The sequence below is a fragment of the Tunturiibacter lichenicola genome, from assembly GCF_051013355.1.
Classification (GTDB): Bacteria; Acidobacteriota; Terriglobia; order Terriglobales; family Acidobacteriaceae; genus Edaphobacter; species Edaphobacter lichenicola_F.
This window is the reverse complement of sequence record NZ_CP132944.1, coordinates 378634-394194: the sequence shown is the minus strand read 5'-3', so window position 1 is coordinate 394194 and position 15561 is coordinate 378634. Positions and strand designations below refer to the sequence as shown.

Genomic DNA, 15561 nt, shown 5'->3' with positions numbered 1-15561 from the left:
AACTGCCACCGTGACTTCATCGAGCCAGTTTGGTCCGCAGATCTTTAGGAAGTTGCGCGAATCGAGTATGCTGCCAGCAACAGTAATTTCAAGCTAAACACGGAGCCAGCTTCACTACGAGGTGTCCAATGTCGAGTATCCTTCGTAATATTCAATATACTGTCCGCACTCTGTGGAAGAGCCCCGGTCTCACCTTCACGGTCCTCCTTACGCTTGCGTTAGGCATTGGCGCCAACACCGCCATCTTCACCGTGGACTACGCAACACTCCTCGCGCCCTTGCCATATCCCCAACCCGACCAGCTGGTCGTTATCTGGTCCAAGATTCAAACCTTCCACAACCCCATGTCCGCCGGCGATTTCCTCGACTGGAAGCGCTTTAACTCCAGCTTTCAGGACATCAACGCCTTCAGCAGTGGAACATTCAACATTTCGACTAACAATCAGCCTCAGAACATCGACGGCAGACAAGCCACCGTTGGTTTCTACAAGATGTTCGGTCGCTCCTTCTACCTCGGCCGCGACTTCCTGCCGGAAGAAGGCGTCGAAGGCAGAGACCACGTCGCCATTCTGACCCACAAGCTCTGGATGCACCTTGGCTCCGATCCCAAAATCATCGGCCAATCCATGCGCGTCGACGGAGAGCCCTACACCATTGTTGGAGTTTTATCTCCGGGCCTCGACGACCGCGGCCGTGAACAACTTACTGTGCCTCTCGTCTTCAAGCCAGACCAGATCAACCACGACTTCCACTGGCTTCTCACCGTCGCCCGCCTTAAACCCGGCGTCACCATTCAGCAGGCTCAGGCCGACATGGATTCGGTCGCCCTCCACATCGCACAGGAAAATCCCAGAAGCAACAAAGGCTGGGGCGTCTTCGTCGAGCCGCTCAAAAATGACTTTCTCCCCAGCGAACGCAAGCAGACTCTTTGGTTCCTGCTCGGCGCCGTCGCCTTTATCCTTCTCATCGCCTGCGTCAACGTAGCCAACCTCCTCCTCGCCCGCGGCCTGGCCCGCCAGAAGGAGCTAGCCGTCCGCAGCGCACTCGGCGCCACTCGCAGATCCATCTTCGTCCAGCTTCTCACCGAAAGTCTCGTCCTCGCGATCACAGGCGGTCTTCTCGGCATTGGAGTGGGGTACGGCATGCTTCGCGCGCTTCTTGCCATCATGCCGCGCGACACTCTTCCCAACGAGGCCGACCTTCACCTCAACATCCCCATTCTGCTCTTCACCCTTGCCGCCACCACTCTCGCCGGTCTGCTCTTCGGCAGCGCGCCCGCATGGTACGCATCCCGCGTCGATCCCGCAGAAACCCTCAAGGAAGGCGGTCGCACCGGTGTAGGAGCAGGTCGTCACCGCCTGCGCCAACTCCTTGTCATCGGCGAGTTCGCCCTAGCCCTATCGCTGCTCGCAGGTGCCGGTCTTGCCATCCATAGCTTCCTCAATCTGCTCCGTGTCGACCTCGGCCTCCGCACCGACCACGTCCTCACCTTCTTCCTTCCGGTCCCCGACTCGCGCTCAAAAGAACCCGAGAAGATCATCGCCTACTACAAGCAGATACTCTCGAAGGTTAATTCTGTTCCGGGAGTCACCTCTGTCTCTGCTATGACTGGCATGCCCCTCTACGGTCCAGGCTTTGGTATGCCCTTCACCATCGTTGGACAACCCGCCTTCACCGATCCTTCCTTGCGCCCGGACACGCGCTTCGGCATGGTCACTCCAGACTTCTTTCATACCTTCGGAATTCGACTCATAAAGGGCCGCATCTTCACCGATCAGGACAACATCGCCGGCGTCAAAGTAGCTGTCATCAACGAAGCCTTCGTAAAGAAGTACTTCAAAGACGTGGATCCACTCCAGCAGCGCCTCTCCATCGAACAACTCGTTCCCGGAGTCACGAAGCTCGGCCCTCCGGTCGAATGGCAAATCATCGGGGTTTATCACAACGTTCGCGGAGGCAACCTGCGCGAGGACCGCCCCGAAACGCTGGTCTCCTTCTGGCAGATTCCCTGGTCCGATGTAGCCATGGGAGTCCGCACCGTCAACGACCCTGACGCCATGGCCAAGAGCGTTGCCGCTGCCATCAACTCCGTCGACCCCGAGGTAGCCCTCGCCGAACCACGTTCTCTGAACGAAGTACACGATCTGGTCCTATCCAACGACCGATTCTCTCTCATTCTCTTTGCCAGTTTCGCCGTCGTCGCGCTTCTCCTTGCAGCACTCGGAGTCTACGGTGTCATGTCGTTCTCCGTGGCTCAGCGCTCGCACGAGATCGCTCTCCGTATGGCGCTTGGAGCGAACCGCACCCGGGTCGTCTTCCTCATCGTTCGCGAGGGCCTCATTCTCGCCGGCATAGGCCTCACGCTAGGCCTCATCGGCGCTTATTTCGTCGGGCGAGGAATGCAAAGCACACTCTTCGGAGTCGGAAAAATCGATCTTTCCGTGTTCGCGTCTGTTGCGCTCGTCTTGCTCCTAGCCGCGATCGTCGCCTGTATTGTTCCCGCCCGTCGCGCAGCTTCTGTCGATCCCATGCAGGCCCTTCGATCCGAGTAAATCGAAATCTGAGCCAGTTCTTCTTCTCCAATTTGGCCACAACCTACGGGTGCAAATCGCTGCGCTCGCACCAGAAGTGAATCAGACACCCTTGACAGGACACTCGGAACAACTCTAGTGTTCCGAGTGGGAATTTATTTCCCCGACGAAACAGACTGTACCTCTGCAAACAAGTCAGGAAACTACCATGTCCCTCAGAGCTCGATTTCTGTCCTTCGTCCTCATCACTCCCGCACTCACGCTACACGCGCAGACGCAGCCCGCAACACCCAAGGCTCCCCCCGAAGTCGTAGCCGGTATTCCCGTCAACTACGACGAAGCGAAGGTCGGCACCTACATCTTGCCCGACCCGCTCAAGCTGAACAACGGCAAGCCCGTCCGCGACGCCGCCACCTGGTACGCCAAAAGACGTCCCGAGATCGTCGAAATGTTCGAAACCCAGCAATATGGTCGAGCGCCCGGCCGTCCTCCCGGAGAGAGTTTTGAAGTTGTCGACAAGGGAACGCCCGCGCTCAACGGCAAAGCGATTCGCAAACAAGTCACGATCTATCTCAATAAAGAAAAAGCTGGCCCGTCGATCAATCTGCTCATCTATCTCCCCCCCGCCGCGCACAAGCCCGTGCCAATGCTCTTGAGCATCAACTTTGGCGTCATACAAAACGCCGTCGCCGATCCCGGAATAAAACCCGAGACCGTCTGGGATCCGAAGACCAATACCCGCATAACGCCGCCGGCGGCCCACAACTTCGGCCACATCGACGCCGAAGCCCTCCTCGACGCTGGCTTCGGTGTCGCGACCTTCTACTACGGCGACGTCGATCCTGACTATCCCGAAGGTTTTTCCAACGGCATTCGCGCTCGCTACTTCAAGCCGGGACAGACCCAGCGAGCACCCGACGAGTGGGGAACCATCTCAGCCTGGGCCTGGGGAATGAGCCGCGTCGAAGACTACTTCGAAACCGACAACAGTATCGATGCAAAGCGCGTCGCAATCCACGGCATCTCACGCCTCGGGAAGACCGTCATGTGGGCCGGAGCGCACGACCAGCGCTTCGCCGCCGTCATCGAAAGCTGTTCAGGCGAAGGCGGTGCCGCGCTCAGTCACCGCGACTACGGCGAGACCATCGCCCACCTCACCGCCCCCAGCCGCTACCCGTATCAATTCGCCGCAAACTACGCGAAGTACGGCGGCTTCCCCGACAAAGCGCCCATGGACGCGAATCTTCTCATCGCCTTGATCGCTCCACGCCCACTCCTGTTGCAGACCGGCAACACCGACTACTGGTCCGATCCCAAAGGAGAATTCCTCGCCGCAGTCGCCGCCGGCCCCGTCTACAAGCTCTTGGGAAAAGAGGATCTCGGCACAGACATCTGGCCCTCAGCCAAACAACCCATATTTCACGACATCAGCTACTACATGCACGACGGCGGTCATGGCGTCGTCCCCTCAGACTGGCAGATCTACGTCGAGTTTCTAAAGAAGGCACTCCACCCAGAACAATAAGCAAGCCAGTGTGGGTGTGGTGCGATCAGCCAATGGCCTTCACCTCGAGCCTGCGGAACCAGATCTCGGCGTATTCAATCTCGAGAGCGATCTTGCCACGCGTTAGAGGAATGAATCTACCGGGATTCGCCGGGTCGGGTTGCTGCAGCTGTGTAATGGTGTTAACGCAGCGGCCGTTGATAATATGCGCGGCGCGGTCGCCCTGCCAAAGCACCTCGACCGTATTCCAACCGTCCAGCATCTCAAAGTTTCCGTCCTTGATCATGCGGCCCGTGCTCGGCTCCTCCGTGCTGGGCTTGCCGGCCGCCTTGGCGGCATCGCTATCGGGCGCAGGCCAGCCATGCGTCAGACTCAACCCCTGACCGAACAGGCCCGCGCCATGCGGAGACTGCACGCCACGAATTCCGTCCACCAGGAAGAAGTCCCCCACATCACCCTCTTCGATCTGGCACTCCACGCAGCGCGGCCATACCTTATCTTCACCGACCAACCCATACAGCAGCCCATTGTCGCGCTTGCTGATCGTGCGCGGCGCAAACTGTTTGACGCCCCACTTGTACTCCAGGCGGATGCGCACGTTTTCAAACTCCTGGTGCGTCGCCAGGTAGCCCGCTTCGTATTCGGTATCATCCACGTCAGCGCCCATAATGTGGAGCATCTCGTTCTCCACCGTGACAATGCGCTTCTTCTCCGCCACGCCCTTACCGCTCTTCTGCAGCATGGAATACCAGCCAGTCAGATCGCGATCATTGATGAGCGAGATCCATCCGTCAGCGCCCGGCGCAGGCAGCGTCAGCTTCGGCGGTGTAGCCTGCGCAAGACTTGTAAGAGGCAGCAGCGTGGGACCCAGCGCAAGCGTACCCATCCCCTTCAACACGTGTCGGCGATTGATCATGCAGTTTCCTCAATTCAAAGGTAGTGACAGCCGCTAGATTCGTCAGGAGGCGGCGAACTTTCTCGCAAGCGATCCATTCCATACTAAGGTGCATCAGCAATTTGTGCGTGGTCTACATTCACTCGTCAGTATCGAAGTCTCCGATGACCCCGTTCGTGGGAATTGGGGCAAGGCTATGATCACACACTGAGAGGAACATTCCGATGGATGAGAAGCACTCCGACGTAGAACTAGAAAATGCCCGTAGCACCATCATCGAAGGCTGGATGCGAATGGTTCTGGCCACTGGTGGAATCGAACGATTCGACGATCTTCACATCGACAAGATCGACCCCGCATGGCGAGGCCGGGAATCTTGGGTCGATGGAAGCTCAGAAGCTATCGATCTCGCAAAGGGACTCAAGACAAGCATCGCCCCGGAGAAAATTCTCGCGATAATGTGTGCCCTGACCAACGATGATAGTGAACTTGTCGCTCCTCGTTCGCCGAATGAATTGTCTGAACAAATCGATTGGACGCCGCCTTCGCTGTATTTATTCGACCCTGGGAGCGAACCATGGGGCGATTTGGGAACGGTCACAGTGACGCCCACAGTCCGAATGTTCACTGGTTGCAGCGAGTGCTTCGTGATGGAGTTCAGCACAAAAAAGGAAAAAGAGCTTCGCCGGACGTTTGTTGCCGTCTCTTAGCAAGGTTCCTAAAAAGTCAGTTGTCGGAAAGTTCAGTTGACCGTACAGGCCAATGAACTCACGAGAGATGAAATAGAAGCCCCTCCGAATAGGGAGGGGCTTCTTCGTTGATAGAAGTTACTTACAGAGATCTACGGTTAAGCGGTGTATGAGACTTACGAGATGCAGCTATGCCCAGCCCGAGAACTCCTGTCGCCAGCAGTAACAAACTAGATGGTTCCGGCACAGTCGATGCATCTGGAGTGATAACGAGAGTGACGGGAAGGCTGCCGGGTAAAGGAGGCCAACTGGAGCCGTCATAATCTGAAAATGTTCCAGTATGCGTTCCAGCGATGTACGGGTCGCCCGAGGTGAGATCGTTGATCAGAAAGTCATCGAAGATCAGGTAGGTCATGCAGAGCCCGGATGGCCCGGTGTCGCCGCCAAATGGTCCGCCCGCAATGGTTAGCAACTTATCAGTTCCATCTGTCAATTCGGGGCTGTAAAACCCTTCACGCTCACCTGGAACGCACAAAGAGCGCACCTCAAAGCATATTCATCAATCGTAGGGATACTGAAGTCGTTACGTACGCATCTCCCTGATGAACCCTTCTCGAATCTTTGCACTTTCGGGGCCATCTAAAGACTTCAAGCCAGCTGGGGAGGCTGAATGAGATGGCAGCTTTTTGTCCGTGCTGTGGAGCAAAGATTAGTTTAAAAGCCGAACCATGCCCGGCTTGCGGTAACCCTAGGCACGGAATGATACGGGCCACTTCGCAACCTTCGTTAGACACGCAGATAGCAGTTAAGCAAGATCTCCGGAACGAGTCGGAAGCTGAAGTTCTCTCGGAACGTTCTTAACAGCGCACCGCTGTCTGATTGGTGGAGACAGCCGATTGGTGCAGACAGCCGAACCGAACGCAGTTTACTCGCTGTGCGGGGTTGGACTTTTCTTGGAATGCGTAAAGGATTTTATGGTGCGCCCGGAGGGACTCGAACCCCCGACCCTTTGGTTCGAAGCCAAATGCTCTATCCAGCTGAGCTACAGGCGCGCAAAACAGGGAACTCGGAACTACAGAAGCATCCTAAAAATAACCAATAAAGCGAACTCCGGCAACTAGGTTGCAGCAACCGGCTCTGGCGGCGGCGGAGGGGCGAACATCGGCATCGTCTCAACGATGTCCAAACCGGCGCGACGCAGCAGTTCGTAGATGACCGGCTCCGTCAGGCGGCTGGCGTCATACTCGATCCGTACCGTCTTCTTGGCCTCATCGAGCGCCATATGGCGAACCCCGTACACCTCGCGCACCTTCGCCATGGCAAGGACGGAGGCTTCCGTTGGAGCAACACCATACCGGTAAAGAACATCAAGCTGTGTCATAAATTCGATAATACCAGCGGCGTACTCGCGACGAACGCGATGCCCGATCCTGATCTTGCCTGAAGGCGTTGGCATCGCTGAAACTTGTCAAGCCCTGAATCTCAATAAACTACCTGCAATCAACAGGATAAGCGTGGCGTATGAGTTATCCTCCGGCAGATATACTGGATACAGGATCAATAAAGGGGCCACGATCAGCCTGTCGTGGGTCGATTCAACCGTAACTCTTTTCATTGCACGAATTTAGCTGTAACCCATTTGTTATGACTATTTTGCAAAGGTCAAAGAAGTGTAAGTTACTTAAAACAAACGGGTTGCACGCAGGTACTGGGGGGGTGGGGGTGCCCCCTTAGAAAGAAAACAACGTAGGGAAGGATTACATCTTGGCAAGGTAGCCGGTTATCTCGGAACTGGTCCAATCCTGAGCACCGATGAACTTTCTACGTAGTACTCCCTGTTTGTCGATGATGTAAGTCTCAGGAATCTGCACTGTACCGTAAAGCGCGTTGACTTTCTGCTGTTCATCGCGAACGGTCAGCACATCCACATGATGGTCGGCTAGAAAACGCCGGTAAACATCGGGATCCTGGTCCATGCTCACCGCCACAACTGCCAGTTCGGGCATCTTCTTTTGCAGAGCAAGCAGGCTCGGCAACTCCTCGATACACGGAGCACACCACGTAGCCCACAGGTTCAGCACGACGACGTGCCCCCGCAGCTTGCTTAGATCCACTGTTCTGGTGCCGTCTCCCATCACAAACTGTGGTGCTGGCTTGTCGATGTTCCCAGGGTGGCTTCCCCGGTCGCACCCCGCCGCCAACATCATTCCCAACAACAGACTCGCCCAGACTCTACGCACAATACGCTCCACTTCCTATAATACGAAGTCGTGAACGATACGGAACCGGAGCAGGATCTGAATTTGACCGAAACGCCTGACCTGCAACTTTCGGTCATTATTCCTGCTCGCAATGAGGAGAGGTCGCTTTCCGTCTGTCTCAACTCGCTGCTGAGCCAGTCTGAACCTGGATTTGCCCTCGGCAAGCAATGGGAGTTGATCATCGTCAACGACGACTCAACCGACAACACCCGAGCGATCGCAGCTCAGGCAGCTGCTGACCATGAAGGCGTTATCGTGCTCGACGCGCCGCCGCTGGACCTCAGCAGCAGCGGAGGATTCACAGGCAAGAGCAACGCCTGTTGGACCGGCGCACAAGCCGCCCGCGGACGTCATCTCCTCTTCACCGATGCTGATACAGTTCACGAGACCAACGACATCTCGCGCTCCCTCCGAGAGGCCGAGAAGCACGAGGCAGTCCTGCTCTCCTACTCCCCGCGACAGATCGTCACCGGCTTCTGGCAGCACGCCGTCATGCCTCTGGTCTTCTCGGAACTCGCCTCGGTATACCCACCGAAGCAGGTCAACGATCCCACACGCCGCCTGGCCGCCGCCAATGGCCAATTCATTCTGGTCGAACGCGACGCCTACTTTTCAGTCGGAGGACACCGCGCCGTCGGCAAGAGTGTACTCGAGGACGTCGCCCTCGCTCACAACATCAAACGCGGGCCCCGCATCATCCGCCTCCGCTACGCGCCCGAAGCCCTTGCCACCCGGATGTACTGGACGACCTCGGAGATGATCGAAGGCTGGACAAAAAATCTCGCCCTTCTCTTCCCAAAGCCGGTCGCTCTAGCGCTCTGGCGAATTCTGGACATTCTGCTCTTCTTCGGACTGCCTTTGATCGCATACAGCCTCTATTGGCTGCAGCCTTGGCAGCGAAGCGTTATCCTTTTGATATGGGTCCGAACGCTGTGGCGCTTTTACTCTCGCGTCGCGCGCTCGAACTTTCCCGCATTCGACGTGGCGATCTCCATCTTGGGCATTCCTCTTTTCGTCTACCTGCTCCTTCGTAGCGTTATCTACCATCGTGTCAAACATACCGTTGTCTGGAAGGGACGCAACTACACTACGAGTACCTAGTCACTTTGAGCTTTGAATCCCTGAAAGCGGTCGTCACGTCTAATCACAGGAATAATCATGATCTTTCTTACCCGAAAAGCCGAGTTCTCTGCAGCCCACTTCTACTGGAACGAAGCGTGGTCGCCAGAAGAGAACCAGCGCGTCTTTGGTAAATGCGCGAATCGCAACGGCCACGGTCACAATTACACGCTGGAGGTTACTGTCGCAGGCGAGATAGATCCGACCTCAGGCTTCGTCGTCGACTTGAAGGAACTTAAAGAGATCCTGGAGCGCGAAGTCATCAGCATCTATGACCATCGGCACTTGAACCTGGAAGTTCCGGAGTTCAAAGACAGAATACCCACGACAGAGAACATTGCGATCACGATCTGGGAACGGCTTGACGGCAAGATTTCTCATGCGAAGCTGCACCGTGTACGAATTTATGAGTTGCCGGACCTGTTCGCGGACTACTATGGTGAGCTATGAGAGCGCATCTCAATCGCCGCTACCACTTCAGTGCCTCTCATCGCCTGCACACGGAGTCCTATGACGCTGTGAAGAACCTGACTGTATTCGGCAAATGCAATAATCCCCACGGTCACGGCCATAACTACACCGTGCGGGTAACGCTGAGTGGTCAGGTAGATCCTGCGACAGGTATGGTCTGTTCCCTTTCGGAGTTGGATGCCTTTGCACAAGCAAACCTTCTGGCACGTTTCGATCATACAAATCTGAACACGCTGGATTGTTTTGCGAATATTGTCTCCACGACCGAGAATCTAAGTATCGAGATCTACCGAATCTTCCAAGGTTTCACCGCTGCCCATCTGGAGCGGGTTCATGTTGAAGAGACGAGCAACAATTCATTTGACTACGCTGGTGAAGCTGCTCTGGCGTCAGGCTCATTTTAAGAGAGGCCCTTCCTATGCCACGTAACTCGGCCACGATCGAAGCACCCTTGCTGGATGGCGTTTCGACCCAGGATCTGTATCGCGAACTCCTACTGCGCATCGGCGAAGACCCTATGCGAGATGGTCTGCTGCGCACCCCGGAGCGCATGGAGAAGTCCATGGAGTTCCTTACTCGCGGCTACACGATGGATGTCACCGAGGTACTCCACGATGCTCTCTTCGATGTCGACTACGACGAGATGGTCATCGTGAAAGATATCGAGTTCTTCTCACAGTGCGAGCATCATCTATTGCCATTCTTTGGCAAAGCCCATATCGCTTACGTTCCGAATGGAAAGGTGATCGGGTTGAGCAAAATTCCACGTCTTGTAGATGTCTTTGCCAGGAGGCTACAGGTTCAGGAACGATTGACCCGCCAGATTGGTGATGCTATCACCGAGGCGATCCATCCCCAGGGGGTGGCCGTCATTCTCGAAGCGCAACATTTATGCATGATGATGCGTGGCGTTGAAAAGCAACATTCATCCACAGTCACCTCGGCGATGCTTGGAGTGTTCAAGTCCCAACTGCAGACGCGGAATGAGTTCCTTTCGTTAGTTCGCCGGCAGGGAAGTGGTGTATAGCAGGTAAACTAGAGACTGCATGAATGGTCTTCTTGTTCTTGATAAACCCTCCGGCATCACCTCGCACGACGTAGTTGCTATCGTCCGCCGAGCCACCGGTGAAAAATCGATCGGACATCTGGGAACGTTGGATCCCATGGCCACCGGCGTTCTGCCGCTCCTTCTCGGTAAATACACACGGTTGGCTCAATTTTTTGGACAGGCAGACAAACATTACACGGGGCATATTCGCTTTGGCTTCGTCACCGACAGCTTCGATGCCGACGGCGTACCTGCGGCTGAGACACGACCGCTCACCCAATCGCTCGATCAGTTGCGCGAACTTAGCCGCAGGTTTCGAGGAGAGTTGGACCAGGTACCTCCCATCTTCTCTGCAAAAAAGATAAACGGCGTTGCTGCTCATAAGCTTGCGCGGGCAGGGGTGGAAGTCGCAGTCAAGCCTGCCCGGATCACAATCCACAGTTTCGAACTCACATCTTTGGTAGGCGATATAGCCACTTTTTCAATGTCCGTCTCCGCCGGGGGGTATGTTCGTTCGGTGGCCCACGAACTCGGTCAGTTGGCGCAATGCGGAGCACATCTTTCAAGCTTGCGGCGCACCTGTGCTGGCGCATTCACACTTGAGCAATCGATGACGATCGATCAGCTCAAGAACTCATCCGCTGTCGATTTGGAAGCACTGCTGCCGCATCCACGGACGCTTTTGACTGAGATGCCGTCGGTTACGGTGGACGATCAGTTGGCCGGGCGCTTGCGGAATGGAATGCAGGTGAACCTGCCTGATTTTTCACAAGCTCCGTTGATCAAAGTGTTTACGACTCCGACGGATCTTCTGGCAATAGCTCGCCGCATAGCCGGGACTTTGATGCAACCGATCGTCGTTCTCGGCTAAGGCTCATTTCTTGAGAAGTGGAAGTAGAAGCGAAAGGACGTTTCGCGCAACGACTTCATTCCCTTTGCTTGTGGCGTGGGTTTTGTCAGCCTGCATCATTCCATCGACACCAAAGACTCCATTCAACAAGAATGGGAGCAACGGTACCCGGTATTTCGTCGCAAGCATCGCATAGGTATCGTTGAACTGAATGATGTAGTCGGGGCCGTAATCGGGGGGGAGCGTAATTCCAGCAAGCACTACCTTCGTTCCACTTGCCTTCAGTGTGCCGACAATCTTGTCCATGTTGGCGCGTGAGTCTTCAATTCGGAGACCGCGCAGGCCGTCATTACCGCCAAACTCAACTACGACAACCGCGGGCTTCAACGCAAGAATGCTGTCGAGTCGGTTGGCGCCATCCTTGGTGGTATTGCCGCTGATGCCCTCGTTTACGACGCGGTAGTTATAACCCTCTGCGTCCAGATCTTTTTGTAGATAGTCAGGGTAGCTCTGGCCAAGGTCGGTTCCGTAACCTGCAGTAAGACTGTCGCCAAAGCAGACCACAAGGGGCCTCTTATCCGTCGCTGGCGTCGCCTGTGGCGCAGGCGTAGGAGGAGCGGTTTCAGGGATCGACTGGTTGGAGTCCGAAGTGTCGACATGCTTTGGCGTTGTATTGGCTCGGCAACCAAGAAGCGAAAGCGCCACGACCGCTAGAATAACTATTGAATTCGTTCCACGCATCTCTACAAAGTAACAAAAGCGAGCTGTTGCCAAAGAAGGAGAACCCGAAGTTGGCGCCAATCACTCCCATGATCTCTGTTGAAGGCCTTCGCAAGTCGATCCGTAACGGCAACCGCACAGTGGATATTCTGAAGGGGCTGGACTTTACCATCCCGCGAGGACAGTTTGCTGCAATCATGGGGTCGAGCGGGAGCGGCAAGTCGACCTTACTTGGTTTGATGGCGGGACTTGATACCCCCACCGAAGGAAATGTCTTTCTGAACGGGACCGCCATCAGTTATCTCGCGGAAGACAAGCTTGCGCAGGTGCGAGGCAAAACGATCGGCTTCGTCTTTCAGTCATATCAGCTAATTCCAACGCTCACAGCGCTTGAGAACGTTCTGCTGCCGCATGAATTGAACACTGACACGAAGGAGAGCGGTCTCCCGCGGGCGCAGGAACTGCTATCCAGTGTCGGCCTCGGCGACCGCATGGATCATTATCCAGTACAGCTCTCCGGAGGCGAGCAACAGCGAGTGGCTCTGGCACGAGCATTCATTCTCAGGCCCCCCATAGTTCTTGCAGACGAGCCGACTGGAAACCTCGACACCACCAACGGCGCTCACGTGCTCGAACTATTGCTGAATCTAAACCGCTCAGAAGGCACCACGCTGGTGCTGGTCACTCACGACCCCGTCCTGGCAACCTACGCAAACCGACGAATTACTCTGCGGGACGGATTGATCATCGGAGATGAGATCAATCCGGCCCCGACCGAAGGTCCACGTGAAGCTGCACTGGCGGATGGCTGATGGCGGCCCTCTCCTTTCGCTCTGCTGCAAAGATTGCCGCCCGCGAGATGCACTCCTCTCGGGGTAAGTTTTTCTTTGTCCTCCTCTCGGTTGCGATTGGCGTAGCTGCGTTAACCGGGGTGCGGGGCTTTTCTGCCTCATTCCGCAGTTCGCTGCTGAATCGAGCACGCAGCATCATGGCGGCCGATCTCTCAGCGCGGATGTTTCAGCAACCTACCTTTGAAGAGCAGAAGGCGCTGGACGAGATTACGGTTAGCGGAGTTGAGATTACACCGGTCACGGAACTGCTCTCGATGGCCTCCTCGCCGAAGACCCTTGATCCTCTGTTGGTCTCGCTCAAAGCAGTTGATCCAGCAAAGTATCCGTTTTACGGCGAGGTACAACTGGCTACCGCTAGTCCATTGAAGACCGTGCTCACCGCAAATACTGTGGTCGTCGCGGACGATCTTCTCGTGCGACTCAATCTCAAAGTTGGCGACGATCTGAAGATCGGCACCCAGCTCTTTCGGATTGCGTCGATTGTGGTGAACGAACCGGATCGACTGTCAGGCAACTTTTCAGCTGGCCCGCGTGTGCTGATCTCGCGCGAAGGGCTGGACGCCAGCGGTCTGCTGGCACCCGGAAGCCATGCGGGACAGCGTTACCTCTTCCGAGTTCCCAAGCCGAGCAATGGGGCACCCATCTCCGATAAGGCTGTGGCTGATCTGAAGCTACGCCTGGAGAAGCTCTTACCAGAGGCACAAATTATTGATTACCGAGAGACGAACCCGGCCTTAACTCAAGGGTTGGATCGGGCAACGAGCTTGTTGTCACTCATGAGTCTCGTGGCACTGGTGCTTGGTGCCATTGGCGTGGCAATGGCCATGCGAGCCCACCTTCAACAGCGTCTGGATACGATCGCCATCATGAAGTCGCTGGGAGCACGGTCCGGCCAGATTATAAAGATCTATCTTCTGCAGACGCTGCTGCTGGGCTTGGCCGGGGGGCTACTCGGCGTTGCTCTCGGAGTTGGTGTGCAGCTTAGCTTTCCTTATCTTTTGGCTAAACTCATCCATGTCGATACTGAGCTTCATGTGCAGTTTCGAACTGTCATTACCGGACTTGCCGCAGGTATCCTGACAACTCTTCTGTTCACGCTGCCCCCGTTGCTCGACATACGAGGTGTGCGCCCCATTCTGATTCTCCGCAGAGCCGTTGAAGACAACGATGATCCCTTTGTGACCGCGATCTGGCGCAAGATCACAAAAAATCTGGCACAACTGGGAGCTGCCCTGCTGATTCTCGTCGGCCTCGCAGCGATTGCGACCACGCTGAGCGACTCTGTCGTTGTTGGCGAGGTCTTCTCAGCGGGTCTGGTCGCCGTGCTTATAGTTTTGTTGGTTGCGTCTGTTGCTGTCCTCGCGGGGCTGAGACTTTTTCTTTCAAAGACCCGACTTCATCTAACGTCCTCGGTTCGACATGGTCTGGCAAACCTCTACCGCCCAGGTAACCCTTCTGCCGCACTGCTCGCTGCACTTGGGTTAGGCGTGATGCAGATCATGACTGTTTATCTTGTCCAGCAGGCTGTCGTCTCGGAACTTCATGTATCGGCGGCTCCCAATCTGCCGAACGTCTTCCTGATCGACATTACGAACGACGAGGTTGCTGGCATCCGAAAGCTGCTGACATCGCAGCAAAGTGTGACGGCCCCGCCCGAGTTGCTTCCCGTGGTTTCATCTCGGATCATGGAGATCGATGGTGTGCCGGCAAACGAGGCAAAGTTGAAGAACTTTCCCAAGCGAATGTTGCGCTCAATTAATCTCACCTGGTCGAATACAGCACCTCCCGGCACAAAAACGGTAGAAGGGAACTGGTGGGTCGCTGACGAAAGACGTCCGGTCGTAGCGGTTGAACAGCGGCAGGCTGAGCGACTAGGAGTCCATGTTGGCTCGCACATCACCTTCGCCGCGCAGGACACCCAGTTCATTGCCTCCGTCGTGGCGCTTACCAAATCCGATGGCCAGCATGCATACTCGCGGGCGGAGTTCATTCTGCCTCAGCCTGCTCTCGCTGGCCTGCCTGTCGTCTGGTACGGTGGCGTTCATGCGGACCCAAATCATGTCGACCAACTGCAGCGCGCTCTCTACAATGCGTATCCAACAGTTACTGTGATCAACGTCGCTCAGGCTCTCGAAACGGTACGTGCGGTAGTCGTTCAAATTACATATGTCATTCAGTTTCTCGCCACGTTTTCCATTTTTGCCGGCATTATTATTCTCGCCAGTTCGATCGCAGGAACGCGATATCGCCGAATTCGAGAGGTCGTCGTGCTTAAGACGCTGGGTGCGACGCGAGGGCGCATCGCCACTGTATTTTCCATCGAATTCGCTGTGCTGGGGCTAGTCGCTGGCTTTGTTGGTGTGCTTTTTGCAAACATCATTGCGCGGGTGCTGCTGACGCGCCTTACGGTCGCTTACCATTTCCAGTGGGGTTGGGCGGTGGGAGCTCTGGTGGGGACCGCCGCTCTGACGGTTGCTACGGGTTGGATCGCAAGTCACCGCATTCTGGGACGAAAGCCTCTTGAAGTTCTCCGGGAGGAATAAACCCTATAGAGCTTCTCAGCTAGGTGTAGTTCCATATTCGAAAGATTGTTCATCAATCCCTTGATCATTTTGAAAATCG

15 protein-coding genes and 1 tRNA gene are annotated in these 15561 nt (G+C 55.7%); 10 read left to right on the top strand and 6 right to left on the bottom strand.

What is annotated here, in order from left to right; genetic code table 11:
- Positions 1-128: 128 nt before the first annotated feature.
- Together RBB82_RS01590 and RBB82_RS01585 are read left to right on the top strand one after the other, a co-directional pair.
- Positions 129-2552, top strand: a complete 2424-nt coding sequence (locus RBB82_RS01590) for an ABC transporter permease (protein ID WP_433973365.1) — start codon at positions 129-131, stop codon at positions 2550-2552.
- Positions 2553-2739: 187 nt separating this feature from the next.
- The gene (locus RBB82_RS01585) at positions 2740-4056 is read left to right on the top strand and encodes a glucuronyl esterase domain-containing protein (protein ID WP_433973364.1); all 1317 of its coding nucleotides are present in this window, start codon (positions 2740-2742) and stop codon (positions 4054-4056) included.
- A 25-nt stretch (positions 4057-4081) separates the two neighbouring features.
- On the opposite strand, the gene RBB82_RS01580 is transcribed toward RBB82_RS01585, so the two are convergent.
- Positions 4082-4951, bottom strand: coding sequence for a 3-keto-disaccharide hydrolase (locus tag RBB82_RS01580; RefSeq protein ID WP_433973363.1), 870 nt, complete (start codon positions 4949-4951; stop codon positions 4082-4084).
- A 203-nt stretch (positions 4952-5154) separates the two neighbouring features.
- Between RBB82_RS01580 and RBB82_RS01575 the strand changes: the two genes are divergently transcribed.
- Positions 5155-5640 carry a hypothetical protein gene (locus RBB82_RS01575; protein ID WP_433973362.1) on the top strand — a complete coding sequence of 162 codons (486 nt, stop codon included), beginning with the start codon at positions 5155-5157 and terminating at the stop codon, positions 5638-5640.
- Between the two features lie 121 nt (positions 5641-5761).
- On the opposite strand, the gene RBB82_RS01570 is transcribed toward RBB82_RS01575, so the two are convergent.
- From RBB82_RS01570 to RBB82_RS01555, 4 genes are all read right to left on the bottom strand, one after another.
- Positions 5762-6091: a PEP-CTERM sorting domain-containing protein gene (locus tag RBB82_RS01570; RefSeq protein WP_433973361.1), complete on the bottom strand. Its 330-nt coding sequence runs from the start codon at positions 6089-6091 to the stop codon at positions 5762-5764.
- 503 nt (positions 6092-6594) lie between these two features.
- A tRNA-Arg gene (locus RBB82_RS01565) sits at positions 6595-6671 on the bottom strand.
- 65 nt (positions 6672-6736) lie between these two features.
- Positions 6737-7075 carry a hypothetical protein gene (locus RBB82_RS01560; protein WP_433973360.1) on the bottom strand — a complete coding sequence of 113 codons (339 nt, stop codon included), beginning with the start codon at positions 7073-7075 and terminating at the stop codon, positions 6737-6739.
- A 301-nt stretch (positions 7076-7376) separates the two neighbouring features.
- A complete protein-coding gene (locus RBB82_RS01555) occupies positions 7377-7859 on the bottom strand; it encodes a TlpA family protein disulfide reductase (RefSeq protein ID WP_433973359.1) in 483 nt (160 codons plus the stop codon).
- Positions 7860-7889: 30 nt separating this feature from the next.
- Between RBB82_RS01555 and RBB82_RS01550 the strand changes: the two genes are divergently transcribed.
- From RBB82_RS01550 to truB, 5 genes are read left to right on the top strand one after another with little or no spacing between them, the layout of a single operon-like run.
- Positions 7890-8981, top strand: coding sequence for a glycosyltransferase (locus RBB82_RS01550; protein WP_433973358.1), 1092 nt, complete (start codon positions 7890-7892; stop codon positions 8979-8981).
- A 57-nt stretch (positions 8982-9038) separates the two neighbouring features.
- Positions 9039-9449 carry a 6-pyruvoyl trahydropterin synthase family protein gene (locus tag RBB82_RS01545; RefSeq protein WP_433973357.1) on the top strand — a complete coding sequence of 137 codons (411 nt, stop codon included), beginning with the start codon at positions 9039-9041 and terminating at the stop codon, positions 9447-9449.
- Positions 9446-9874 (top strand): 6-carboxytetrahydropterin synthase, encoded by a 429-nt coding sequence (locus tag RBB82_RS01540; protein ID WP_433973356.1) that lies wholly within the window; start codon positions 9446-9448, stop codon positions 9872-9874. The genes RBB82_RS01545 and RBB82_RS01540 overlap by 4 nt, the downstream gene beginning before the upstream one ends.
- A 14-nt stretch (positions 9875-9888) precedes the next feature.
- On the top strand, positions 9889-10497 hold the full coding sequence (gene folE, locus RBB82_RS01535) for a GTP cyclohydrolase I FolE (RefSeq protein ID WP_433973355.1): 609 nt from the start codon (positions 9889-9891) through the stop codon (positions 10495-10497).
- A 19-nt stretch (positions 10498-10516) separates the two neighbouring features.
- On the top strand, positions 10517-11389 hold the full coding sequence (truB, locus tag RBB82_RS01530) for a tRNA pseudouridine(55) synthase TruB (RefSeq protein ID WP_433973354.1): 873 nt from the start codon (positions 10517-10519) through the stop codon (positions 11387-11389).
- Between the two features lie 3 nt (positions 11390-11392).
- On the opposite strand, the gene RBB82_RS01525 is transcribed toward truB, so the two are convergent.
- Entirely contained in the window at positions 11393-12109 is a 717-nt protein-coding gene (locus RBB82_RS01525; protein WP_433973353.1) for an arylesterase, read from the bottom strand.
- Positions 12110-12177: 68 nt separating this feature from the next.
- On the opposite strand from RBB82_RS01525, the gene RBB82_RS01520 reads away from it, so the two are divergent.
- Both RBB82_RS01520 and RBB82_RS01515 read left to right on the top strand, forming a co-directional pair.
- A complete protein-coding gene (locus tag RBB82_RS01520) occupies positions 12178-12900 on the top strand; it encodes an ABC transporter ATP-binding protein (protein WP_433975459.1) in 723 nt (240 codons plus the stop codon).
- Positions 12900-15482: an ABC transporter permease gene (locus RBB82_RS01515; RefSeq protein ID WP_433973352.1), complete on the top strand. Its 2583-nt coding sequence runs from the start codon at positions 12900-12902 to the stop codon at positions 15480-15482. Before RBB82_RS01520 ends, RBB82_RS01515 begins: the two co-directional genes overlap by 1 nt.
- Positions 15483-15561: the final 79 nt, after the last annotated feature.